The following is a 22,896-nucleotide window of genomic DNA, read 5'->3' as shown; positions in this document are numbered from 1 at the left end:
TGACCCGTTCTACTCGTGGGACCTGTTACAGGACGCGGACCCGCAACACGCCGTCAATGCCCGCGATGGCACGGGCCGCTTCTTCACCGATCTCGTCTTCCACGTCTATGAGATTGTAGGCAACCCCGGCGCGGGATTCATTCACCATGTGGACGATATTGATGTTGTTCTGCCCCAGCACATGGGAGATCTGGCCCACCATGTCCGGCAGATTGCGGTTGATGACCGCCAAGCGGGCCCTGCCGGCCCGAGGCAGCACCACCTCCGGCAGGTTCACGGAATTGCGCACATTGCCGTGTTCCAGGTACTCGCGCAACTGGTCCGCCACCATGACGGCGCAGTTCTCCTCTGCCTCCAGGGTGGAAGCCCCCAGGTGCGGCAGCGCAATCACCCCGGCCTTGCCCATGAGGGTGTTGCTGGGGAAATCGCACACATAGCTGCGCAGCTTGCCCGCCTCCAGGGCCTCCAGCACGGCAACCTCGTCCACGATGCCTTCACGGGCGAAGTTCAGGACCACGGCCCCATCCTTCATGGCGTGGAGCCGCTCCCGGTTCAGCAGGTGGCGAGTATGGTTGTTCAAGGGGACGTGGAAGGTCACCATGTCGCAGCGGGCGAGCAGGTCATCCACACTCAGGGCCTGCTGCACGCCGGCGTCCAGCTGCCAGGCAGCGCGCACGGTGATGTGCGGGTCAAAGCCGATGACGTTCATGCCCAGGGCGCGGGCGGCGTTGGCCACCAGCACCCCGATGGCCCCCAGACCCACCACGCCCAGGGTCCGGCCCGGCAATTCGAAGCCGCTGAACTGCTTCTTGCCCGCCTCCACCTGCTTGTGCAGGGTCTCGTCATCCCCGGCCAGATTGCGGGTGTAGTCCCAGGCCTGGCAGATGTTGCGGGCCGCCAGCAGCATGCCCGCCAGCACCAGTTCCTTCACCGCGTTGGCATTGGCACCGGGGGCATTGAAGACCGCCACGCCCCGCTCGGTCATGGCCTCCAGGGGGATATTGTTCACCCCCGCACCGGCCCGGCCCACGGCCTTGAGACCGGCGGGGATCTCCATCGGGTGCATGTTGAAGGAACGCACCATGACGGCGTCGGGCTGACTGATCTCGGAGGCCACTTCGTAGCGCTCATGGCCGAACCGGTCCAGGCCCTTGGGGGAGATGTTGTTCAGGGTGAGGATCTTGTACATGTCAGGCCTTGCGCTGTTCAAAGTCCACCATGAATTCCACCAGGGCATCGACACCGGCCTCGGGCATGGCATTGTAGATGCTGGCACGCATGCCACCCACGGAGCGGTGGCCCTTGAGGGTGGTCAGCCCCGCTTGCTCGGCCTCTTTGAGGAACAGGCCGTCCAGATCGGGATCCGCCAGGGTGAAGGGCACGTTCATGCGGGAACGGGCGGCCACGTCCACCGGATTGGTGTAGAAGGCGGAGTTGTCGATGGCCTTGTAGAGCTTCTCGGCCTTGCGACGATTGATCTCGTCCATCACCTTCAGACCACCGATCTCCTTGAGCCACTGGAATACCAGTCCGGCCAGGTACCAGGCATAGGTGGGCGGCGTGTTGGACATGGACTCGGCTTCCGCCTGCACCTGGTAGTCGAAGATGCTGGGGGTGGAGGGCAACGCCTCACCCAACAGGTCTTCACGCACGATCACCAGGGTGAGACCGGCAGGACCGATGTTCTTCTGGGCGCCGGCGTAGATGAGGCCGAAGCGGGAGACATCCAGGGGGCCGGACAGGATGTTGGAGGACATGTCGGCCACCAGGGGCACGTCGCCGGTCTCGGGGATCCAGTGGAACTCCACCCCGCCGATGGTCTCGTTGGGGGTGTAGTGCAGATAAGCGGCATCGCTGCTGCGCTGCCAGGTCTCGAAGGCCGGGATGGTGGAGAAGTGGCTGTCGGCGGCGGTGGCCACCACGCTCACGTCCGCATATTTTTTGGCCTCGGAGATGGCCTTCTTGGACCAGGCGCCGGTGTTCACGTAATCCACCCGGGTCTTGCCCCGTAACAGGTTCATGGGAATGGCGGCGAACTGTCCGGTGGCCCCCCCCTGCAGAAACAGCACTTTGTAATTGGCGGGGATCTGCAGCAGATCCCGCAAATCCTGTTCCGCCTGGGCGGCAATGGAGACAAAGGCCTTGCCACGGTGACTCATTTCCATCACCGACATGCCGGTGCCGTTCCAGTCGAGCATTTCTTCGCGGGCGCGTTCCAGCACCGGCTCGGGCAACACGGCGGGGCCGGCGCTGAAGTTATAGACACGTGTCATGGTTTGCTCCAGGGTTGGATCACAACAGAATGCAGGGTGCCGGCGCCCGGATGGGGGGCGGCACTCACCACAGGAGCGGCCAAGGGCCGCCCCTGCATCATGTTTCTTGAGTTTTACCAGGCTCAGACATCGGCGTCCTCGGGCGCGGCCTCATCCTCGCCTTCCCCATTGAGACCTTCCACCCGCGCCAGTTCCACCAGTTTCTCGTCATCGGACAGACGGATGAGTCTCACGCCCTGGGTGTTGCGGCCCAGCACGGAGATCTCGGCCACAGGGGTCCGCACCAGCGTGCCGCCGTTGGTAATGAGCATGACCTCGTCCTCATCACCCACCAGGGTCGCGCCGACCACGTTGCCGTTGCGGCCGCCGGTCTGGATGGCGATTACGCCCTGACCACCACGGCCGTGGAGCGGGAAATCTTCGGGCGGGGTGCGCTTGCCGTAGCCGTTCTCGGTGGCCACCAGGATGGTGCCCTGATCGACGATGATCAAGGAAATCACCTGCTGGTCCTCAGCAAGCTTCACACCACGCACACCGCTGGCGGTCCGCCCCATGGCACGGACGGAATCCTCGTTGAAGCGGATGGCCTTGCCGGCGGAGGTGAGCAGCATGACGTCCTTTTGGCCATCGGTGATCTTCACGTCCACCAGCCAGTCCCCATCCCGCAGGCCCACGGCGATGATGCCGTTGGAACGGGGCCGGGAGAAGTCCACCAGCGGGGTCTTTTTCACCACACCTTCGCTGGTGGCCATGAAGACGTAGACATCCTCACGGTACTCGCGCACCGGCAGGATGGCGTTGATCCGCTCCCCTTCTTCCAGGGGCAGCAGATTGACCATGGGGCGGCCCCGGGCGATGCGGCTGCCCAGAGGCAATTCATAGACCTTGAGCCAGTAGGCCTTGCCGCGACTGGAGAAGCACAGGATGGTGTCATGGGTGTTGGCCACCACCAGACGATCCACGAAGTCCTCCTCGCGGAAGGTGGTGGCGGTCTTGCCCCTGCCGCCCCGGCGCTGGGCACGATAGGCACTCAGGGGCTGATACTTGGCGTAACCGGCATGGGAAAGGGTGACCACCACGTCTTCCTCGGTGATCAGGTCTTCCAGAGTCAGGTCGAGCTGGGTGCTCAGGATCTCGGTGCGGCGGGTATCCCCGTACTGCTCACGGATCGCCTCCAGTTCTTCGCGGATCACCGACATCAGACGGTCCGGGCTGCCGAGGATCTCCAGCAGGTAATGGATGCGATCCAGCAGTTCCCGATATTCGGCGACGATCTTGTCCTGCTCCAGCCCGGTCAGGCGGTGCAGACGCAGGTCCAGGATGGCCTGGGCCTGGGCCTCGGACAGATGGTAGCCGTCGTCCTTGAAGCCAAGCTCGAAGGCCAAATCCTCAGGACGGGAAGCCAGGGCACCGGCGCGTTCCAGCATGCCGGTCACCGCACCCGGATGCCAGGCCCGGGCCAGCAGCCCTTCCCTGGCTTCGGCGGGGCTACCGGAGGCCTTGATGAGGGCAATGACCTCGTCGATATTGGCCAGTGCTACCGCCAGGCCTTCCAGCACATGGGCCCGTTCACGGGCCTTGCGCAGATCATAAATGGTGCGCCGGGTGACCACCTCGCGGCGGTGGCTCAGGAAGGCCTCCAGGATCTGCTTGAGGTTCAGCAGACGGGGCTGACCATCCACCAGGGCTACCATGTTGATGCCGAACACGTTCTGCATCTGGGTGTGCTGGTAGAGGTTGTTGATGATCACCTCGGGGACTTCGCCGCGCTTGAGTTCCACTACCATGCGCATGCCGTCCTTGTCGGACTCGTCCCGCAGCTCGCTGATGCCTTCGAGCTTCTTCTCCTTGACCAGCTCGGCGATGCGCTCCAGCAGACGGGCCTTGTTCACCTGGTAGGGCAGCTCGGTGACGATGATGGACTGGCGCCCGGTGCGTTCATCGGTCTCGATCTCGGTGCGGGCACGCACATAAATGCGGCCGCGGCCGGTGCGGTAGGCCTCATGGATGCCCCGATCGCCGTTGATGGTACCGGCGGTGGGGAAATCCGGCCCCGGCAGGTGCTCCATCAGCCCGTCGATGGCCAGCTCCGGATCATCGATCAGGGCAATGCAGGCGTTCACCACCTCATTGAGGTTATGGGGCGGGATGTTGGTGGCCATGCCCACCGCGATACCGGCCGAGCCGTTGATCAGCAGGTTGGGCAACTGGGCGGGGAAGACCGAGGGTTCCGACTCGGAGCCGTCGTAGTTGTCGACGAAATCGACGGTTTCCTTGTCGATATCCGCCAGCATTTCATGGGCAATCCGGGCCATGCGGACTTCGGTGTATCGCATGGCGGCCGGGGCATCGCCGTCCACGGAACCGAAGTTACCCTGCCCGTCCACCAGCATGTACCGCATGGAGAAGGGCTGGGCCATGCGCACGATGGTGTCGTAGACGGCGGAATCACCATGGGGGTGATATTTACCGATCACGTCACCCACCACGCGGGCGGATTTCTTGTAGGGCTTGTTCCAGTCATTGCCCAACTCGCGCATGGCGAAGAGGACACGGCGGTGAACCGGCTTGAGTCCGTCCCGCACGTCGGGCAGGGCGCGCCCGATGATGACACTCATCGCGTAGTCCAGATAGGACTGGCGCATCTCGTCTTCGAGATTGACGGGGAGGATTTCTTTGGCGAATTCGGCCATTCAGTCTCTGGGCGTGATGATGGGCGGAAAATGGGTCAGAACAAGCGGGCGATCATACCACAACGCCGGGCCGGCTAGTGGTCTGCCGGCCCTTTCCCGTTCTCGTTCAAGGTCTGAAATCCGGCGACATCGACCAGGCTCGGCCGGGCCGACAGGAAACGACACCGGGGCAATCATGCCGGGATGGGCGCGGCAACTAACACCCGCCCATCAATGCCTGCATCTTCTCCCGATTCGGCTGCTCCACCACGCCGCGTTCGGTGATGATGGCATCAATCAGCTCGGCGGGGGTGGCGTCAAAGGCCGGGTTCCAGGCCCCCGCCCCTTCAGCCGCCACTCGCTTCCCGGCCAGCTCCAGCACCTCCTCGGCACCCCGCTGTTCGATGGGAATGGCGCTGCCGTCGGCCGCGTCCATGTCGATGGTGGAGGTGGGGGCCACCACCATGAAACGCACCCCATGGTGGCGGGCCAGCACGGCCAGTCCGTAGGTACCGATCTTGTTGGCGGCATCCCCATTGGCGGCGATGCGGTCCGCGCCCACGATCACCCAGCTCACCCGGCCTTCCCGCATCAGACTGGCGGCGGCGCCCTCGCAGAGCAGACTCACCGGAATGCCGTCCTGCACCAGCTCCCAGGCGGTCAGGCGTGAACCCTGCAGCCAGGGGCGGGTTTCATCGGCGTAGACATGGGGAATCAGCCCCTTGGCATAGGCGCTGCGTATCACGCCCAGGGCGGTGCCGTACCCGCCGGTGGCCAGCGATCCGGTATTGCAATGGGTCAATACGGCCTTACCGGGCTCGATCAGGGCGGCACCCAGCTCGCCCATATGACGGTTGCCTTCGATGTCATCGTGATGGATGCGCTCCGCCTCCAGCAGCAACTCGGCGGTAGGGTCAACGCCGTCGGGCAGACGGTCCATAAGGCGACGCATGTGGGCCAGGGCCCAGAACAGGTTCACGGCGGTGGGCCGGGAGGCAGCCAGGGTCTGCAGGTCCGCCTGCATGGCATCCCGCCAGCGGGAAGGATCACGAGCCCAGGCCTGGCGGGCCGACAGGACCACCGCATAGGCTGCCGTCACGCCGATGGCCGGGGCGCCGCGCACCACCATATCGCGGATGGCCACGGCGGCTTCCGGGGCCGTATCCATATCCAGATAGACGGATTCATGGGGAAGACGCCGCTGATCCAGCAGGCGCAGGTGGGTGCCGGTCCACTGCACGGCACGAATGGAGTCGTGGGAGTGTGTGTTCATGGGGCGGGATTGTATGTCCGGCACGCTTTTGCTGCCAGTGCGCTGGATCAATACCCACGTGCCGCTTGCCCGCCGTTGCAGGGTGAAGTTATCTTTTCGGACATGAAAAACGTCGAAAAAATGATCTCCGCCCGCTGGATCATCCCGGTGGAACCGGACAATCAGGTCCTGGATCACCATACCCTGGTCATCCACGAGGGCCGCATCCTCGATCTGCTGCCCACCTCGGAGGCGGAGCAACGCTACCAGGCCGACACCCATCGGCACCTGGGCCGGCATGCCCTCATCCCCGGCCTGATCAATGCCCATACCCATTCCCCCATGACCCTGCTGCGGGGCCTGGCCGACGACCTGCCCCTGATGGACTGGCTGCAGAACCACATCTGGCCTGCCGAAGGCCGTTTCGTGGGCGAGGACTTCGTCCGCGACGGCAGCCTGCTGGCCGCCGCCGAGATGCTCCGCGGCGGCACCACCTGCTTCAATGACATGTACTTCTTCCCGGAGACCACTGCCCAGGTGGCCTCACAGGCAGGGCTGCGAGCCGCCATCGGCCTCATCGTCATCGATTTCCCCAGTAGCTGGGCCGCCAACGGCGACGAATACATCGCCAAGGGCCTGGAGATCTATGACCGCCATAAAGGCAATGCCCTGCTCTCCTTCTGCTTTGCCCCCCATGCCCCCTACACGGTCTCCGACGAACCCCTGAAGCGGCTGGTCACCCTGGCCAATGAGCTGGACCTGCCCATCCACATGCACGTCCATGAAACCGCCCACGAGGTGAACGAGGCCACCGCCCGCTTCGGCGTCCGCCCCCTGGAGCGGCTGGCCCGATTGGGCCTGAGCGGCGCCAATCTCATGGCCGTTCACATGACCCAGCTGGAACCGGCGGAGATCGCTCACCTGGCGCAGGCCGGCACCCACGTGGTCCATTGCCCCGAATCCAATCTCAAGCTGGCCTCCGGCTTCTGCCCGGTACAGGCCCTGCTGGAGGCCGGGGTCAACGTGGCCCTGGGCACTGACGGCACCGCCAGCAACAATGACCTGGACATGTTCGGCGAGATGCGTACCGCCGCCCTGCTGGCCAAGGGAGTCAGTGGCAACGCCGCGGCCCTGCCTGCCCACACCGCCCTGCGCATGGCCACCCTCCATGGTGCCCGCGCCCTGGGGCTGGCCGATGAGATCGGCTCGCTGGTCCCCGGCAAGAATGCGGATATCACCGCGGTGTTCATGGAGGACCTGGAATGTCGGCCGGTCTACGATCCGGTGTCCCACCTGATCTACGCCTGCGGCCGCCATCAGGTGAGTGATGTCTGGGTGTCGGGACGGCCCCTGCTACGGGATCGGCAGCTCACCACCATTGACGAAACCGATCTGCACCGGCGGATCGGGGATTGGCAGGAGAAGATCGCCCGGGCGGATCATCAGGCCACCTCGGGATGATCCGTTGCCGGCGGGCAGGCCCGTGTGGATAAAACATCGCCGCCGTGAGTACAATGCCCCATCATCCCACTAGACCGATATCCCATGTCCGAGACCCATCACAACGTCGACGCCACCGAGATCGCCAAGTTTGGTGACATGGCCCACCGCTGGTGGGACCCCAACGGTGAATGCCGCCCGCTGCACGAGATCAACCCCCTGCGCCTGGACTACGTCGACGAAGGCTGCGGCGGACTCAAGGGACTCAAGGTCCTGGACGTGGGCTGCGGCGGTGGCCTGCTCTCCGAAGCCATGGCCCAGCGCGGCGCCCAGGTCACCGGTATCGACATGAGCGAGGCCGGTCTGGGCGTGGCCCGCATGCACCTGCTGGAATCCGGCCTGGAAGTGGATTACCGGCAGACCTCCGCCGAGGTGCTGGCGGAAACCATGCCCGGCGCCTTCGACGTGGTCACCTGTATGGAAATGCTGGAGCACGTCCCCGACCCGGGTTCCGTGATCCACGCCTGCGCCCGCCTGGTCAAACCCGGTGGTCATGTCTTTTTCGCCACTCTCAACCGCACCCCCCAGGCCTTTGCCATGGCCATCCTGGGCGCGGAATACCTCATGCGCATGCTGCCCAAGGGCACCCATGAATACGCCCGTTTCGTCCGCCCCTCGGAGATGGAACAGTGGATGCGCGAGGCCGGTCTGACCCTGAAGGAACTAATGGGGATGCACTACCAGTTGCTTTCCGGCACCTACCGCCTGGGTCCCGGCGTGGACGTCAACTATCTGGCCCACGCCATCCGCACGGCATAAGCCGAAGCAATCCAGCCCAAGCCCAACCGGGAACACCAGCCCATGCCCAGCCGCGAACCCCTGCGTACCGTGCTGTTCGACCTGGACGGCACCCTGGCGGACACCGCGCCCGACATGTACGCCGCCCTGATCGCCCTGCAACGGGAACAGGGCGTGCCCGCACTGCCCTTTGAGGTCGTCCGCAACCAGGTCTCCCACGGCGGTGCGGCCCTGGTCAGACTGGCCTTTCCCGACGCCCAAGGCGATCAGTTCGAAACCCTCAGGCAGCGTTTCCTCATCCTCTATTCCGAACACCACCTGTGTCACGAGACGCGCCTGTTCCCGGGCATGGATGCCCTGCTCCAGGCCATTGAAAACCTGGGGCTGAACTGGGGCATCGTCACCAACAAGCCGGCCTGGCTCACCGATCCCCTGGTCCGCGCCATGAATCTGCACCGGCGCGCCGTCACCGTTATCAGCGGCGACACCACGCCGCAGCGCAAGCCCCACCCCCTGCCCATGCTGCTGGCCTGCGAACAGGCCGCCTGCCGACCAGCCCAGTGCCTCTACGTGGGTGACGCAGAGCGGGACATTCAGGCCGGTCGCGCCGCCGGGACCCACACCCTCATCGCCCTTTACGGCTATATCGATGAGACCCAGGCGCCCACCACCTGGGGCGCCGATGCCGCCATCGATCACCCGGAACAGATCCTCCCCTGGCTCCCTGCCGCGTCCCGGCTCGGGGCTATCTCGTGATGAACGGGCATCGCCCCCTGCGTCTGGGCGCCGCCCTGATGGCGGTGCTGCTCATGGCCCTGGCCTGGTGGATGGTACTGGCCGCCGAACGGGGCGTGCAGAGCCTGTCCCTCACCCGGGACGGCGTCCCCGTCACCCTGCTGCTGCCCGCCGTGAGCGAACCGGCCCCGGGTGTGGTCATGGCCCACGGCTTTGCCGGTTCCGAACGTCTGATGCGTCACTGGGCCCTGACCCTGGCCCGGTCCGGGGTCGTGGTGGCCCTGCCGGACCTGAGCGGCCATGGCCGCAACCAGACACCGCTGGATTGGTGGAACGATCCCGAGCAGTTCCAGCGGGACGTGCAGACGGCCCTGGACCTGCTGCTGAGCCGGCCGGAAGTGGATCACCGACATCTTGGGCTGCTGGGCCACTCCCTGGGTGCCGGGGCCACCATTGATGCCGGCAAGCTTCGCCTGAACGATGTGAGTGCCGTGGTGGCCGTCTCCCCCGGTCAGAGCGAGGTCGGCCCGGACAGCCCCCGCAACCTGATGCTCATGGCCGGCGCCTGGGAAGGCCCCTTCCTGGCAGCGGCCCGGACCCTGCTGGAACAGGCCGGCGGCGAGGGTGGCGACACCCTGCAGGGCACCGCCCGCACCCTCACCGTCATCCCCCATGCCGAACACATCGGCGTGCTGTTCCGCCATGAGGCCCACACCGCCTCCCTGGGGTGGTTTGCCCAGGCCTGGGATCTTTCGCTCCCAGCCGCCGACCCCAACCCCACCCTGGCCTGGTGGCTACTGCACCTGCTGGCGGTCCTGATCCTGTGGCGCGCCCTGGTCCCCCTGTTCACACGCCGGGAATCCCCTTCCCTGCTGGGCATGCATCCGGACTGGCTGGATCACACCCGCCGTCCCCTGCTGCGCGCCGCCCTGAGCGGCATCGGGGCCAGCGTGGCCCTGATCGGTATCGGCGAGGTGATCTATCTGGATGGACTGGGGGGCATCCTGGTGAGCCCCCAGTTCGCCCTCTGGCTGGCCCTGGCCGGGCTCTTCTGGCTGGCCCTGGGTACCCGCCCGCCCCGCCCGGAGTGGTCGGACCTGGGCTGGGGGGTGGCCCTGTTCGGCGTGCTGATGCTGGCCTTCGGCGTGCTCGGCGCCAAGGTCTGGCTGGCCTGGTGGCCACCGCTGCACCGCCTACCCTATCTGCCGATACTGACCCTGCTGATCCTGCCCTGGGCCGTGGCCCTGTCCACCGCCCTGCTGGGACAGGAAGGCATTCGGGGCTTCGGTGTTGGCCTGGGCATCACCCTAGTGACTATGGTAACCGTCGGCGTCGCCGCCGCCGTGGTGGACGGCATGATGTTCCTGCTCATCATCCTGCCCCTGCTGCCGGTGATGCTGGCCCTGCCCCTGCTGGTAAGCCTGCCGGTGCAGCGTCCATGGGCGGGGGGGCTGGCCATGGCCGCCTTCCTGGGCTGGACCCTGACCATGATGTTTCCGCTGATTTGACCCACCCCACTCCGGCTGAAATCCGAGCGTCTAGAACCACTTTCGGGACACCGCAGCCTTGCGTTCCCTTTCCCGCTCCTTCCGCATGAAGTCCTGAAAGACCTCAAACATTGACCAGCCGGTGAGCCGCTGCGGGGATTGTGCCCGCAGGTATGCACCAAGGAACTATCGACAGGGCACTACCGTGCCCCGCAACGCCGCCACGGTGGCGGCCCCCGTACCGAACATGCAGATCCGCAGTTCGTCCAGGGTGTCGGCAATGAAACGGTTCAGGGCGTCCTCCCCCTGACAGGCCTTCACCAGCATGCTCCTAGCCATGCCCCCCACATCCGCCCCCAGGGCCAGGGCCTTGGCCAGCTCGATGCCGTTGGTCAAGCCGCCGCAGGCGATCAGGGGCAGGCTCCGGGAAACCCGCCGCACATTGAGGATGCTGTCGCTGGTGGGAATCCCCCATTCACCGAAACGCTCTCCCATCAGATGCTCCCGCTCGGAATCCGCGCAGAGTGACTCCACCCGTGCCCAGGATGTACCGCCGGCCCCGGCGCAGTCGATACCGGACACGCCGCAGGCCAGCAATTGTCGGGCGGCCGGCTCACTGATGCCAAAGCCCACCTCCCGGGCGAACACCGGCACACCGGCGGCCTTGAGGGCTTCACAGAGTCGGGTCAACCGTTCTCCGACACCGCGAAAATCCAGATCCCCCCCCTGAATGGCTTCCTGGATGGGGTTGAGATGGATGAACAGGGCGTCGGCACGGATCATTTCCACCGCCCGCAGGGCCTCGTCCCTGCCCCACCCCTTCACCAGCTGGGCCGCCCCCAAGTTGGCAAACAACAGGGCGGTGGGCGCCTGGCTGCGCAGTTCGAAATAACGCGCCCGACTGCCGTCCTCGATGGCCACCCGCTGGCTCCCCACACCCATGGCCAGGCCCCAACGCTGCGCCGCCCGGGCCAGACGGTGGTTGATCACAAGGGCACGGCGATCGCCACCGGTCATGGGCGCAATCATCAGCGGGGCGGACAGGGTGTGCCCCGCCAGGGTGGCGGACAGATCGATCTGCGACAGAGCGATGTCAGGCAAGGCCTGACTCACGAAGTCAAAGCGTTCCAGGCCGGTAGTCCTGCGGTAAAGCACCCGTTCGGTCAGACAGGCCTTGATGTGCCGACCCTTGGAACGAGGGTCACGCAACGAGGCGGATTTGAGTGTCCTGGCATCCATGGGTTCACCGCATGCGTTGCCACAGATCCGCCGCATGGGCCACGAACCCCGTCAGCAGCCAGAAGGAAATCCAGTACCACTCCGCGCCGGTCAGCGCCGCCCGCAGGGCCAGCATGAGGGTCACGCCGGCCAGCAGGAAGGACCAGAGCCGGGCAAAGGCAATCCCCCGCCCGGTACGGCGGTGCCAAAGGCCCAAGAGGCCTGCCTCCAGGACCATGGCCAGGATGATCAGATCGACAACCAGACCGGAAGCAAACCACTGGGCCATGGATCAGCCCTCAGACCTTGGACAGGCCCAGCAGATGGCCCATATCCTTGAAGAAGATACGGATCTGGGCCAGGGGGCGGGTCCGTACCAGCTTCTTGTACATGTAGGACTGCCAGGTCAGATCCTGTACATCCTTGTCGCGGCAGATGGCCACGAACCGCTCGCGGCGCTTGTCGCTGATGTACCAGAAGCGCTGCATGATCCCCAGCACCCAAAAAACCTGACCATGCAGCTTCATGAAGCGCTTGCGGGCCAGTTTCAGGTCCGCCGGCTTGCCGGAAGCGAGGAAGCTGTGGACGGCCTCCGCCGCCAGACGCCCGCCCAGCATGGCGTAGTAGATGCCCTCGCCGGAGGCGGGAGCCACCACACCGGCGGCATCGCCGGCCAGCAGCACGTCGCGACCGTTGTCCCAGCACTTCATGGGGTACAGGGGGATGGGAGCACCCTCACGGCGCAGAACCTCACAGTCTTCCATGCCGGCGGCCTTTCTCAACTCATCCACGGCACCCTTCAGGGAGAAGCCGCGATGGGCGGAGCCGACCCCCACGCTGACGGTATCGCCGTGGGGGAACACCCAGGCATAGAAATCGGGAGACAGGGAACCGCGATAATAGACGTCGCAGCGCTCGGGATCATATTCCGCCTCCGGGTTGGTGGGGCGGCTGATGATTTCGTGATAAGCGGCCACGTGGGGAATCTTGTCGGCACCGGGGACTTCCTGGCGGGCCACGGAAGAGCGGGCGCCGTCGGCACCGATCACGGCCCGGGCGCGCACACCCACCACTTCGTCGTCGGCATTCTTGTAACGCACCACGGCGGTACCGTCGGCGTCGCGGTCGATCTTCTCGTAGGTACCCACACGGCGCTCGGCACCGGCCTGCTCGGCCCGTTCGCGCAGCCAGGGGTCAAAGGTCTTGCGGTCCACCATACCCACGTAACCGCCATCAATGGGCATGTCCACCTTGCGATCCGAGGGAGAGAACATGCGGGCGCAGCGAATCTTGGCCACCAGCACCTCTTCCGGCACGTCGAACTCGGTCATAAGGATGGGTGGAATGGCGCCACCACAGGGCTTGATACGCCCTTCCCGGTCCAACAGCAGGACCTTGCGTCCGGCTTTGGCCAGATCGGTGGCGGCCGTCGCCCCCGCGGGACCGCCACCGACCACGACCACATCATAGGTTTCCATTTCAGCCATTTGATTCACCTTTGTCCGGCTCCGCGGCTAGCTACCGCACCACGGAAAAAAGTCACAAAAAAAGGGGAGTCCGGCGAACCCGTCCGCCTCGACTCCCCCCCGAAAACTACCCTGGCAAGGCGCTGATCACGATGCCATCAGATTCATGCTGCCCAGGGCGAAAGCAGTGATCATCATGCCACTCACGTAGAGCGTGACACCGGTGGCGTTATACCAGGGTGCCAGCGCCTTGGGCTGCTTGAGCAGGCGCAGCATCAGTCCGCCCTGAACGGCCAGCAATACGGCGATGACCAGGGCATGCCACATGGCACCCCAGGAGAACAGCAGCGCGATCACCACCACCTGCGGCAGGGCCATGACCCAGCAGGCCAGGCGAGCGGCACGCTCCACGCCCAACTGTACCGGCAGGGACCCCAGACCCATGCGGGTATCCCCTTCCACGGATTTGAAGTCGTTGAGGGTCATGATGCCGTGGGCGCCGATGCTGTACAGCAGGGCCACCGCCACGATGCGCCAGTCGGGGAAGCCGGCGGCAGCCGTACCCACGGTCATGACCACCGCGCCGGTAAACCAGGGCACCCCTTCATAGCAGATGGCCACGGCGGAGTTACCGTACCAGCCGTTGCGCTTGAGACGGGTGGGCGGGGCACTGTAGGCCCAGGCGAGGATCATGCCGAAGAGCGCGGCCAGAAAACCCCAGATGCCGAGCACCGTGGCCACCAGCAGGGACAGGATGGTCCAGATGATGGCGATGTAAAGCCCCCAGCGTCCGGGAATCCGCCCCGAGGGGATGGGACGATGGGGTTCGTTGATCTTGTCCACATGACGATCAAACCAGTCATTGACCGCCTGACTGGTGCCGCAGATCAGAGGACCCGCCAGGACCACACCGACGATGATGAGCCACCATCGCTCCTGCAGAGCGACACCGGATGAGACGACGCCACAGGCAAAGGCCCACATGGGCGGGAACCAGGTGACGGGCTTGAGCAGTTCAAGGACTGCGCGGGGTGCTGGAATCGACATGGCGGGTAAATTATACGCGGCCAACAGGATCGTCAAGCTTCATTTACACTGCCTGGAGGCGCCATAAGTAATGAATGATGGACACTCGCATCAAGCCGTCCGCGGGCCCATTCTCGCAGCTATGGCTTGTCTTCATTTTCCGGGGCCAGATCCCCCAGGCCGTAACGCCTGAGTTTCACATAGAAGCTCTGCCGGCTCAGTCCGAGCATCTCGGCGGCCGAGGCCCGGTTGTCATTGGTCAGCTCCAGGGCGGCCTCAATGCACAACCGCTCGATCATATCGGTACTCTCCCGCACCAGGTCCTTGAGCGGTACGCGTCCGACCAGTTCCGTGAGTTGTTCCACGGAGCGGGGACCATCCCGGGCAATCACGGCATCGCGGGACATGCGCGGCCCCACACTGCGGATCGTGAAGCCCAGACAAGGAGTATCCGTATCCAGCACCGCCACGGCGGAAATCTCCACCTCGGCGGATGAGCCGTATTCACCTCGCAATGCGGTACTGAAGAGCCGCACGGAACCATGTTCACGCAGATTAGCGACCAGGACGCTCAGATCAACACCGGGCCGCCCCAGCCATCGCCCCAGAGAGTGGCCACGCACCTGGTCTTCGGTCGGCATCTGGACCAGCTCAAGGAAAGCCGGATTGGCGGTCAGGATGCGGCCACTGAGATCGGTGACCACAAAACCATCGGGCGCCCGCTCCACCATGGCCAGCACCTGGGAATGCATCTGTGGACCCACCGAGGATAGGGCATCCAGTACCGGGCAGCGCAATCGGACCAGAAAATGAGAGGCGTTGTCCTGACGGAACAGAGAGGCGGCGACGACGAATTCGCGCCCTCCCCCCAGGGAACGCACACTGACATCCGCCGCATGACCGGTGGCACGCACCGTGGCCAGCATGTCCTGGATGGACTGCGTGTTTTCCAGATCAAAACCTTCCGGAAACACCTTGCCGACCATCCTGGCCAGGCTTTCCCCCAGCAGTTCACCGGCGGCGGGATTGGCCTCCACCACCTTATGGGTGGCGGCATCCATGATGAGCACGGCTTCGGAGGCCACCTGAAACAACAGACGATAGCGGGTCTCGGCATGTCGCAGACGCGAATATTCCCGCTCCATCAACTGCTGGGATTCCACCAATCGACGCTGCAGAGCGGCAATGCTGCGCAGGTCCCTGCCCATGGCCACCACGCGCCCGTCATCCCCCACCCTGACGGCAGAGTACATGACCGGCACATCCACCCCTCGCCCCGAGGGGTGATTGACCTGGCGCCAGCGGGTACTGCCAACGGCACCGGCATCCCGCAGCAGAGCTTCAATCTTGTTGCGACTATCCAGCGTGACGGTATCGACCCAGGGCTTGCCCAACCACTGGCCGTAACCCTCCATGGACAGTTCATCGCTGCCAAAGGCAAGATCCTGGATGACGCCTGCGTCATCCAGGACAAGAGAAACGTCCGCCGCCGCCGCAATCAACGACGCCATCTGATCGGGCTTCAGTTCCCCGAGCGACTGCTTTGGGGCTTTGAACTGCTTCACTCGTTCCACGCTTATCGGTATCAAATCCTTATCCGGATCACGTCAGTAAACCTGCTGACTCACACGACCCACCCGCCGGACCAGCATCTCTTCGGCCCGCCGAACTGCCTCATTCCCATCCGCCGCCGTCATGTCGGCCCCCACCACGGAGACCAGTTGGGGATTCTCCGCAAACAGGCGCCCGCCCATGAGTATCCCGACGGAGGGGTTACGGGAGGCGCGACGAATTCCCTTGATCGTTCCGGATACCCGTTCCAACAGCGGTCCACAGCTGACGGACAGGGCCACCACATCGAACCATTCCTGATGCACCAGATGATTGAGTTCAGCGGCGCCGATGGCCGGGTCACAGGTGACTTCCCAACCCGCACGACGAAAGAATTCAGAGACCATGAGAAGACCGAAGGTATGGTATTCACCGGGAACAGGCGTCATCAGTACCCGCTTCTGGCTGGGCGAATCGCGCCCAAGTTCTCCCTCGAAAATACCCCCCAACTCCCGCAGGACATGCTGAAGCCGGCAAAGACCCACAGTGACTTCGGTAAAATCGGCCTGATCGATCTCCCACAACCTTCCCAGGCGCTTGGCCGTAGGCGCCAGCAGCTGCATGAAGATCATCTCCAGCGAGGCCCCTCGTGCACGCAACATATCCACATAGGATGAGGCGGCAGCGGTATCGTGCTCCATGACCAGACGGGCAAACTCCTCCACCGACTGTACGTTGATGGGCGCTGCGTCGGGTCCGAGCGTCACGGACCCCCGCCCCTTTGAGGCGTCCGCGCGGCGCCCGTCGCCATTGGCACGGGTGCGATGCGCCAGCATCAGGCGGGGAATGATCTCACCTTCTATGACCCGGGAAAGCTCGGTTCTGAGCCGCACGGTATCCTGGTCCGGCAGCGAATCCGCGGTTTCACCGTTCCGCGGGGATCGTCCGTCCACGTCAGGGCCGTGTCCGTCGAGCATGCGCGCATCCATCACTTCCCCAACAGGACCACGGGTCGGCACCCCCCCATCGCGACTGGCCGGTCGTCTCGCAGTCACCATCAACCCCTCCCAAGGATGTCTGAAAGCCACCGTGGCGGCGACGGTCGGTCAATGCCGGGCAACCGCAATCGTTCTCCCGGCACCTGAAACGCGCAGTCTAGCAGGACGAAGGCGCTTTTTTACCCACGAAAATCATGGTTGCCCGCCGCGGTATTGTCAACCAATGCTTACGTCTACTTTAATTGACAAACCCGGGACCCTTGTACAAACTCACGCCACCACGTTGAGCTGTCTGGAGAAAGGCGCAATGCAGCATGCTGGAGCCGGTGAGCGCAAGCCCCGCCCACTCTATACTCCCGAGGAACGTCGGCGTCGCGACGAGACGCCTTGGACACTGGTCCAGGGTATCCTGGCACCACTACAGTTCGTCGTTTTCATCGTCAGCGCCTGGTTGGTCGTGCGCTATCTGATGACCGGCGAAGGACTGTGGCTGGCGCATGCCTCCATCGTCCTCAAGACACTCATTCTCTATACCATCATGGTCACCGGCGCCATCTGGGAAAAGGTGGTGTTCGGTCATTACCTGTTCGCCAAGGCCTTCTTCTGGGAGGACATGGTGAGCATGCTGGTAATTGCCCTGCACACGGTCTACATGGTGTCCCTGTTCTGGAATTTCCTGAGCACCGAGCAGCAGATGTACCTGGCTCTGGTGGCCTATGCCGTCTACGTGATCAACGCCGCCCAGTTTCTGATCAAGCTGCGCGCCGCCCGTCTGCAGGCCGCTGCTTCGACCGAAGGGGCCGCCAAATGAGTGCCGAGAAACTGAGGGACATCCCCGTCATCCGTGAGCGGGGGCAGAACTCCATGTTCTGCGGCCTCACCGGCATCATCTGGCTGCACCGCAAGATCCAGGATGCCTTCTTCCTGATCGTCGGTTCACGGACCTGCGCCCACCTGATGCAGTCGGCGGCGGGGGTCATGATCTTCGCCGAGCCCCGGTTCGGCACCGCCATCATCGAGGAACGGGACCTGGCCGGTCTGGCCGATGCCAACGAAGAGCTGGATCGTGTGGTGGCCCGCCTGCTGGAACGGCGTCCCGACATCCGCATGCTGTTTCTGGTGGGTTCCTGCCCCTCCGAGGTCATCAAGCTGGATCTGGAAAAGGCCGCCTCTCGTCTAACCCGGCAGCACCTGCCCCAGGTGCGCGTCCTGAGCTATTCCGGCAGCGGTCTGGAGACCTCCTTCACCCAGGGAGAAGATACCTGCCTGGCGGCGCTGGTCCCTGAATTGCCGCAGGCCCCCGCCGACAGCGCACCCGACCTGCTGGTCGTAGGCACCCTGGCGGACGTGGTGGAAGATCAGTTCATGCGCCTGTTCAAAGACATGGGCATCACCCGGGTGCAGTTCCTGCCGGCCCGCAACTCCCGCGAGATGCCAGCCGTTGGTCCCAATACCCGCTATATCCTGGCCCAGCCCTTCCTGGCGGATACCGCGCGCTGCCTGGAAAAGCGGGGCGCCACCCGCATTGCCGCTCCCTTCCCCCTGGGCGAGGAAGGCACCACCCGCTGGCTCAGGGCGGTGGCGGACACCTTCGGTGTCGCCGCGGAACGGTTCGACAAGGTGACCGCTCCCGGCATTGAACGCGCCCGCCGCGGCATGGCCCGCATGCGTGAACAGCTGGCAGGCAAACGCCTGTTCATGTTCCCGGATTCCCAGCTGGAGATTCCGCTGGCCCGTTTCCTGCACCGGGAAGCCGGCATGGAACTGCTGGAGATCGGCACCCCGCACCTGCACCGCCGGCACTTGGCGGAAGAATTGGAACTGCTGCCCGAAGGCATCACCCTGAGCGAAGGTCAGCACCTGGACAACCAGCTCGACCGTTGCCGGGCCGCACAGCCTGATGTGGCGGTCTGCGGCTTGGGCCTGGCCAATCCGCTGGAAGCCGAAGGCATCACCACCAAATGGTCGATCGAACTGGTCTTCACGCCCATCCAGGGCTACGACCAGGCGGCTGACCTTGCTGAACTTTTCGCCCGTCCGCTGCTGCGGAAGGCCAAACTGAGAGTCTGATGTCGTGCAACTGACGGTCTGGACTTATGAAGGCCCACCCCATGTGGGCGCCATGCGCGTGGCCACCGGGATGGAAGGCCTCCATTATGTGATTCATGCACCGCAGGGTGACACCTACGCGGATCTGCTGTTCACCATGATCGAGCGACGCGACAAGCGTCCACCGGTGACCTACACCACCTTCAAGGGACGTGATCTGGGCCAGGACACGGCCGAGCTGTTCATGGAAGCGGCCCGGGAGGCCTGCGCGCGCTTCAAGCCCCAGGCAATGCTGGTCAGTTCGTCCTGTACCGCAGAGCTGATTCAGGATGATCCGGGCGGTCTGGCCAAGGGTCTGGGCCTGCCTGTCCCCGCCATCCCGCTTGAGCTGTCTTCCTACCAGCGCAAGGAAAACTGGGGAGCCTCGGAGACTTTCTACCAGCTCGTGCGCGGTCTGGCGGGCTCACATGCCCCCGCACCGGGCGCCGAGCGTCCCGCCCGCCCTGAAGGACAACGGCCGCGCTGCAATATCCTGGGTCCCACGGCCCTGGGTTTCCGACACCGGGATGACGTTCAGGAAATCACCCGGTTGCTGAACACCCTCGGTATCGACGTCCATGTGACCGCCCCCATGGGTGCCACACCGATGGACATCACACGCCTGGGCGAAGCCGATTTCAACGTGGTCCTCTACCCGGAGATCGCCGCCACCGCCGCCAAGTGGCTGGAACGCATGTTCAAACAGCCCTTCACCAAGGTCGTGCCCATCGGGGTCCGCGCCACCCGCGAATTCATTGCCGAAGCGGCCGCACTGGCCGGCGTCGACCCGGAGCCTGCCCTGCGGGACGCTGATTCCCGCCTGCCCTGGTACTCACGCTCGGTGGACTCCAATTATCTCACCGGGAAACGGGTGTTCATCTTCGGTGATGCCACCCATGCGGTGGCCGCGGCGCGGGTCGCCACCGAGGAATTCGGCTTCACCGTAGTAGGGTTGGGCACCTACAGTCGCGAATTTGCCCGGGAGGTGCGCGAGGCGGCCAAGCAATACGGCATCGAGCCCCTGATTACCGACGACTATCTGGAAGTGGAAGCCCAGGTGGCTGAACTGCACCCGGAACTGGTCCTGGGCACTCAGATGGAGCGGCACATCGCCAAGCGCTTGGGCGTGGGCTGCGCCGTCATCTCCGCGCCGGTCCATGTGCAGGACTTCCCCGCCCGCTATGCCCCGCAGATGGGCTTTGGTGGGGCCAACGTGCTCTTCGACACCTGGGTACACCCCCTGATGATGGGGCTGGAAGAACACCTGCTGGGCATGTTCCGCGAAGACTTTGAATTCCACGCCGAAGCCGGGCCTTCCCACCTGGGCGCCAGTGCGCCAACGGAAACCCGTACTGTCGGAACCACCCCTGCGGCCGCAAGCCCCACCGCGAACATTCAGGAACCGGAGCCTGAGGCGGCGCCGACGGACGGCGAGCCGGTCTGGTCGCCGGATGCGGAAAAGGAACTGCGCAAGATCCCCTTCTTCGTGCGCGGCAAGGCACGACGCAATACCGAACGCTTCGCCAAGGAACGGGGGATCAGCCGTATCGAAATCGACACCCTCTACGACGCCAAGGCACACTTTGGCCGGTGACGCATACCGACACCAGCTCCATGCATGCCCTGTCCCTGATCAGGATAGATGGCCGGCGGGGATGAGGACTTCCCCGTCGGCTACTATAATCGGGACCTACGCTGCCTATTTTTGACTGACACGGATTTGCCTGATGCCCTCTTCCTCTTATCAGAAGCGACGCGGCCAGCTGGAAACCTACTTCGACCGGACCGCCGTCGATGCCTGGAAAAAACTGACCTCCGACACCCCTCTGGGTCGCGTCCGTGCCACGGTACGCGCCGGCCGGGAGCAGATGCGCAACACCCTGCTGGAGTGGCTGCCCCAGGACCTCACGGGCAAGTGGGTACTGGATGCGGGCTGCGGCACCGGCATGCTCTCCGTGGAGGCCGCCCGGCGCGGCGCCCACGTGATCGCCATCGACCTGTCCCAGAACCTGGTGGACATGGCCCGCGAGCGCGCCGAATCCGAGGATCTGGGCACCGGCGAGATCAAGTTCCATGTAGGCGACTACCTGGACCCCAAACTGGGGGAGTTTGACTACGTGGTGGCCATGGATTCCCTGATCCACTACCAGTCTCAGGACATCGTCCAGGCCCTCTCCGTCCTGGCCGCACGCACCCATGCCGGACTGCTGTTCACCTTCGCCCCCCGCACCCCGGCCCTGGCCGTCATGCATGCCGTGGGCAAGATCTTCCCCAAGAGCGACCGATCCCCCGCCATCGAGCCCGTCTCCGAGAAAAAGCTGCTGCGCCTGATTGCCGCCGAACCTGCCCTCGACGGCTGGAAACCCATGCGGACCCATCGCATTTCCAAGGGGTTCTATACTTCCCAGGCGCTGGAACTGAGCACAGGCAGGAATGATGTGACGTGAAAACCGTCAGTCGACAGATCGCCAAGGCGTTGTCCCGTGTAGGGCCGCGCTTTCTGCCCTTCGCCGACGCGGCCACCCGGGACCTTCCCCTGGCCCGGTTGATGCGCCTGTCCCTGTTCCAGCTCTCCGTGGGCATGGCCATCGTCCTGCTGACCGGCACCCTCAACCGCGTCATGATCGTAGAACTGGGCATGTCAGCGGCCCTGGTGGCCCTGATGGTCGCCCTGCCCGTCCTGGTCGCGCCCTTCCGCGTCCTGATCGGGCACCGCTCCGACACCCATCGTTCCGCCCTGGGCTGGCGACGTGTCCCCTATATCTGGATAGGGACGTTGATGCAGTTCGGCGGCCTCGCCTTCATGCCCTTTGCCCTGCTGCTCATGTCCACCGGCGGCGAGATGGGGCCTGAATGGGCCGGCCCCGCGGCGGCCGCACTTGCCTTCTTCCTCACCGGCGCCGGCCTGCACACCACCCAGACCGCGGGGCTGGCGCTGGCCACCGATCTGGCCCCGGAAGACAAGCGCCCACGGGTGGTCGCCCTGCTCTACACCATGCTGCTGGTGGGCATGCTGATCAGCGCACTCACCCTCGGTGCCCTCCTGATCGATTTCAGCGAAATGAAACTGATCCAGGTCATACAAGGCGCGGCTGTCGTGACTTTCCTTGTAAATTGTCTGGCATTATGGAAACAAGAGGCGCGTAACCCTGCACGCACCTCGAAAAACGCACCGCGACAGCCTTTCAAGGAGGCTTGGCGCAATTACATGAGTCAAAGCCATGCGGCGCGCTTTCTCGTGGTGGTGGGGCTGGGAACGGCCGGTTTCCAGATGCAGGACATATTATTGGAGCCTTACGGCGGAGAAATTCTGGGGTTGTCCGTCAGTGCCACGACGACACTGACGGCTTTACTTGCGGGCGGCACCCTGGCCTCCCTGGCCCTTGCGGCCTGGTGGCTCAACCGCGGCGGGAACCCTTATCGGCTCTCGGCCCTGGGCGCACTGATCGGCATTGGTGCGTTCACGGCGGTGATCCTTGCAGCACCCATGGATTCGGCGTTGCTGTTCCGGATCGGTGCCACTTGCATCGGTTTCGGTACAGGCTTTTTCGCCGTGGGCACATTGATTGCGGCCATGAGCCGGGAGAATGGTGGACAAAGCGGTATCGCGCTGGGTGCCTGGGGCGCCGTTCAGGCAACCGCCCTGGGTCTGGGAATCATCCTGGGGGGTGTGATCCGCGACGTCGTCAATGCCATGACCAGCAGGGAACTGCTGGGTCCGTCCCTGACCGGTCCGGAAATTGGCTATGCGGTGGTCTACCATATTGAAATAGTGTTGTTGTTTGCCACACTCATCGCGATCGGACCGCTCGTGCGCAGCAAGAGCGTTTCCCGAGAGCAATCTTCATCGAGGTTCGGCATGGCCGACTTCCCCGGCTAAGCCACTCGAAAC

At 64.4% G+C, this 22,896-nt stretch carries 19 protein-coding genes; 9 read left to right on the top strand and 10 right to left on the bottom strand.

Annotated elements, in window-relative coordinates; translation table 11 throughout:
• Window positions 1-25 precede the first annotated feature (25 nt).
• The 4 genes from LQ956_RS03430 to mtnA form a co-directional block, all read right to left on the bottom strand.
• A complete protein-coding gene (locus LQ956_RS03430; RefSeq protein WP_238622642.1) occupies window positions 26-1,189 on the bottom strand; it encodes a phosphoglycerate dehydrogenase in 1,164 nt (387 codons plus the stop codon).
• A gap of 1 nt (window position 1,190) precedes the next feature.
• A complete protein-coding gene (serC, locus tag LQ956_RS03425) occupies window positions 1,191-2,273 on the bottom strand; it encodes a 3-phosphoserine/phosphohydroxythreonine transaminase (protein ID WP_238622641.1) in 1,083 nt (360 codons plus the stop codon).
• A gap of 122 nt (window positions 2,274-2,395) precedes the next feature.
• Window positions 2,396-4,966: a DNA gyrase subunit A gene (gyrA, locus tag LQ956_RS03420; protein WP_238622640.1), complete on the bottom strand. Its 2,571-nt coding sequence runs from the start codon at window positions 4,964-4,966 to the stop codon at window positions 2,396-2,398.
• A gap of 196 nt (window positions 4,967-5,162) precedes the next feature.
• A complete protein-coding gene (gene mtnA / locus LQ956_RS03415) occupies window positions 5,163-6,218 on the bottom strand; it encodes an S-methyl-5-thioribose-1-phosphate isomerase (RefSeq protein ID WP_238622639.1) in 1,056 nt (351 codons plus the stop codon).
• A gap of 102 nt (window positions 6,219-6,320) precedes the next feature.
• On the opposite strand from mtnA, the gene LQ956_RS03410 reads away from it, so the two are divergent.
• The 4 genes from LQ956_RS03410 to LQ956_RS03395 all read left to right on the top strand — a co-directional run bounded on the left by LQ956_RS03410 (window position 6,321) and on the right by LQ956_RS03395 (window position 10,678).
• A complete protein-coding gene (locus tag LQ956_RS03410; RefSeq protein WP_238622638.1) occupies window positions 6,321-7,658 on the top strand; it encodes a TRZ/ATZ family hydrolase in 1,338 nt (445 codons plus the stop codon).
• An 84-nt stretch (window positions 7,659-7,742) separates the two neighbouring features.
• Window positions 7,743-8,456, top strand: coding sequence for a bifunctional 2-polyprenyl-6-hydroxyphenol methylase/3-demethylubiquinol 3-O-methyltransferase UbiG (gene ubiG / locus LQ956_RS03405; RefSeq protein WP_238629489.1), 714 nt, complete (start codon window positions 7,743-7,745; stop codon window positions 8,454-8,456).
• A gap of 42 nt (window positions 8,457-8,498) precedes the next feature.
• The gene (locus LQ956_RS03400) at window positions 8,499-9,191 is read left to right on the top strand and encodes an HAD family hydrolase (RefSeq protein ID WP_238622636.1); all 693 of its coding nucleotides are present in this window, start codon (window positions 8,499-8,501) and stop codon (window positions 9,189-9,191) included.
• Window positions 9,191-10,678, top strand: a complete 1,488-nt coding sequence (locus LQ956_RS03395) for an alpha/beta hydrolase (protein WP_238629488.1) — start codon at window positions 9,191-9,193, stop codon at window positions 10,676-10,678. Before LQ956_RS03400 ends, LQ956_RS03395 begins: the two co-directional genes overlap by 1 nt.
• A 165-nt stretch (window positions 10,679-10,843) precedes the next feature.
• Here LQ956_RS03395 and fni read toward each other — a convergent pair whose 3' ends face one another.
• From fni to LQ956_RS03365, 6 genes are all read right to left on the bottom strand, one after another.
• Window positions 10,844-11,896, bottom strand: coding sequence for a type 2 isopentenyl-diphosphate Delta-isomerase (fni, locus tag LQ956_RS03390; protein ID WP_238622634.1), 1,053 nt, complete (start codon window positions 11,894-11,896; stop codon window positions 10,844-10,846).
• A gap of 4 nt (window positions 11,897-11,900) precedes the next feature.
• Entirely contained in the window at window positions 11,901-12,164 is a 264-nt protein-coding gene (locus tag LQ956_RS03385; RefSeq protein ID WP_238629487.1) for a hypothetical protein, read from the bottom strand.
• A 10-nt stretch (window positions 12,165-12,174) separates the two neighbouring features.
• Window positions 12,175-13,371 carry a geranylgeranyl diphosphate reductase gene (locus LQ956_RS03380; protein ID WP_347402071.1) on the bottom strand — a complete coding sequence of 399 codons (1,197 nt, stop codon included), beginning with the start codon at window positions 13,369-13,371 and terminating at the stop codon, window positions 12,175-12,177.
• A gap of 117 nt (window positions 13,372-13,488) precedes the next feature.
• On the bottom strand, window positions 13,489-14,388 hold the full coding sequence (gene chlG / locus LQ956_RS03375) for a chlorophyll synthase ChlG (protein ID WP_238622631.1): 900 nt from the start codon (window positions 14,386-14,388) through the stop codon (window positions 13,489-13,491).
• Between the two features lie 119 nt (window positions 14,389-14,507).
• Entirely contained in the window at window positions 14,508-15,878 is a 1,371-nt protein-coding gene (gene ppsR / locus LQ956_RS03370) for a transcriptional regulator PpsR (RefSeq protein WP_238622630.1), read from the bottom strand.
• 96 nt (window positions 15,879-15,974) lie between these two features.
• Window positions 15,975-16,895 (bottom strand): cobalamin B12-binding domain-containing protein, encoded by a 921-nt coding sequence (locus LQ956_RS03365; protein ID WP_238629486.1) that lies wholly within the window; start codon window positions 16,893-16,895, stop codon window positions 15,975-15,977.
• Window positions 16,896-17,223: 328 nt separating this feature from the next.
• Here LQ956_RS03365 and bchF point away from each other — a divergent pair, with 328 nt between their 5' ends.
• From bchF to LQ956_RS03340, 5 genes are all read left to right on the top strand, one after another.
• Window positions 17,224-17,727 (top strand): 2-vinyl bacteriochlorophyllide hydratase, encoded by a 504-nt coding sequence (gene bchF, locus LQ956_RS03360; protein ID WP_238622628.1) that lies wholly within the window; start codon window positions 17,224-17,226, stop codon window positions 17,725-17,727.
• Entirely contained in the window at window positions 17,724-18,986 is a 1,263-nt protein-coding gene (locus tag LQ956_RS03355) for a ferredoxin:protochlorophyllide reductase (ATP-dependent) subunit N (RefSeq protein WP_238629485.1), read from the top strand. The genes bchF and LQ956_RS03355 overlap by 4 nt, the downstream gene beginning before the upstream one ends.
• A gap of 4 nt (window positions 18,987-18,990) precedes the next feature.
• Window positions 18,991-20,598 (top strand): ferredoxin:protochlorophyllide reductase (ATP-dependent) subunit B, encoded by a 1,608-nt coding sequence (gene bchB / locus LQ956_RS03350; protein ID WP_238629484.1) that lies wholly within the window; start codon window positions 18,991-18,993, stop codon window positions 20,596-20,598.
• Window positions 20,599-20,731: 133 nt separating this feature from the next.
• Window positions 20,732-21,451: a magnesium protoporphyrin IX methyltransferase gene (gene bchM, locus LQ956_RS03345; protein ID WP_238623255.1), complete on the top strand. Its 720-nt coding sequence runs from the start codon at window positions 20,732-20,734 to the stop codon at window positions 21,449-21,451.
• A complete protein-coding gene (locus LQ956_RS03340; RefSeq protein WP_238623254.1) occupies window positions 21,448-22,884 on the top strand; it encodes a BCD family MFS transporter in 1,437 nt (478 codons plus the stop codon). The genes bchM and LQ956_RS03340 overlap by 4 nt, the downstream gene beginning before the upstream one ends.
• Window positions 22,885-22,896 lie beyond the last annotated feature (12 nt).

Origin of the sequence: Ectothiorhodospira lacustris (assembly GCF_022227845.1) — a bacterium.
GTDB lineage: Bacteria > Pseudomonadota > Gammaproteobacteria > Ectothiorhodospirales > Ectothiorhodospiraceae > Ectothiorhodospira > Ectothiorhodospira lacustris.
This window is presented reverse-complemented; position numbering and strand designations above follow the sequence as displayed.

Bases quoted from the DNA above. Each gene is read 5' to 3' on its own strand.
- fni (WP_238622634.1), bottom strand. From the start codon at position 11,896: ATGGATGCCAGGACACTCAAATCCGCCTCGTTGCGTGACCCTCGTTCC.
- mtnA (WP_238622639.1), bottom strand. From the start codon at position 6,218: ATGAACACACACTCCCACGACTCCATTCGTGCCGTGCAGTGGACCGGC.
- ppsR (WP_238622630.1), bottom strand. From the start codon at position 15,878: ATGGCGTCGTTGATTGCGGCGGCGGCGGACGTTTCTCTTGTCCTGGAT.
- LQ956_RS03395 (WP_238629488.1), top strand. From the start codon at position 9,191: ATGAACGGGCATCGCCCCCTGCGTCTGGGCGCCGCCCTGATGGCGGTG.
- ubiG (WP_238629489.1), top strand. From the start codon at position 7,743: ATGTCCGAGACCCATCACAACGTCGACGCCACCGAGATCGCCAAGTTT.
- serC (WP_238622641.1), bottom strand. From the start codon at position 2,273: ATGACACGTGTCTATAACTTCAGCGCCGGCCCCGCCGTGTTGCCCGAG.
- LQ956_RS03400 (WP_238622636.1), top strand. From the start codon at position 8,499: ATGCCCAGCCGCGAACCCCTGCGTACCGTGCTGTTCGACCTGGACGGC.
- chlG (WP_238622631.1), bottom strand. From the start codon at position 14,388: ATGTCGATTCCAGCACCCCGCGCAGTCCTTGAACTGCTCAAGCCCGTC.
- LQ956_RS03355 (WP_238629485.1), top strand. From the start codon at position 17,724: ATGAGTGCCGAGAAACTGAGGGACATCCCCGTCATCCGTGAGCGGGGG.
- gyrA (WP_238622640.1), bottom strand. From the start codon at position 4,966: ATGGCCGAATTCGCCAAAGAAATCCTCCCCGTCAATCTCGAAGACGAG.
- LQ956_RS03385 (WP_238629487.1), bottom strand. From the start codon at position 12,164: ATGGCCCAGTGGTTTGCTTCCGGTCTGGTTGTCGATCTGATCATCCTG.
- LQ956_RS03410 (WP_238622638.1), top strand. From the start codon at position 6,321: ATGAAAAACGTCGAAAAAATGATCTCCGCCCGCTGGATCATCCCGGTG.
- bchM (WP_238623255.1), top strand. From the start codon at position 20,732: ATGCCCTCTTCCTCTTATCAGAAGCGACGCGGCCAGCTGGAAACCTAC.
- LQ956_RS03430 (WP_238622642.1), bottom strand. From the start codon at position 1,189: ATGTACAAGATCCTCACCCTGAACAACATCTCCCCCAAGGGCCTGGAC.
- bchF (WP_238622628.1), top strand. From the start codon at position 17,224: ATGCAGCATGCTGGAGCCGGTGAGCGCAAGCCCCGCCCACTCTATACT.
- LQ956_RS03365 (WP_238629486.1), bottom strand. From the start codon at position 16,895: ATGCTCGACGGACACGGCCCTGACGTGGACGGACGATCCCCGCGGAAC.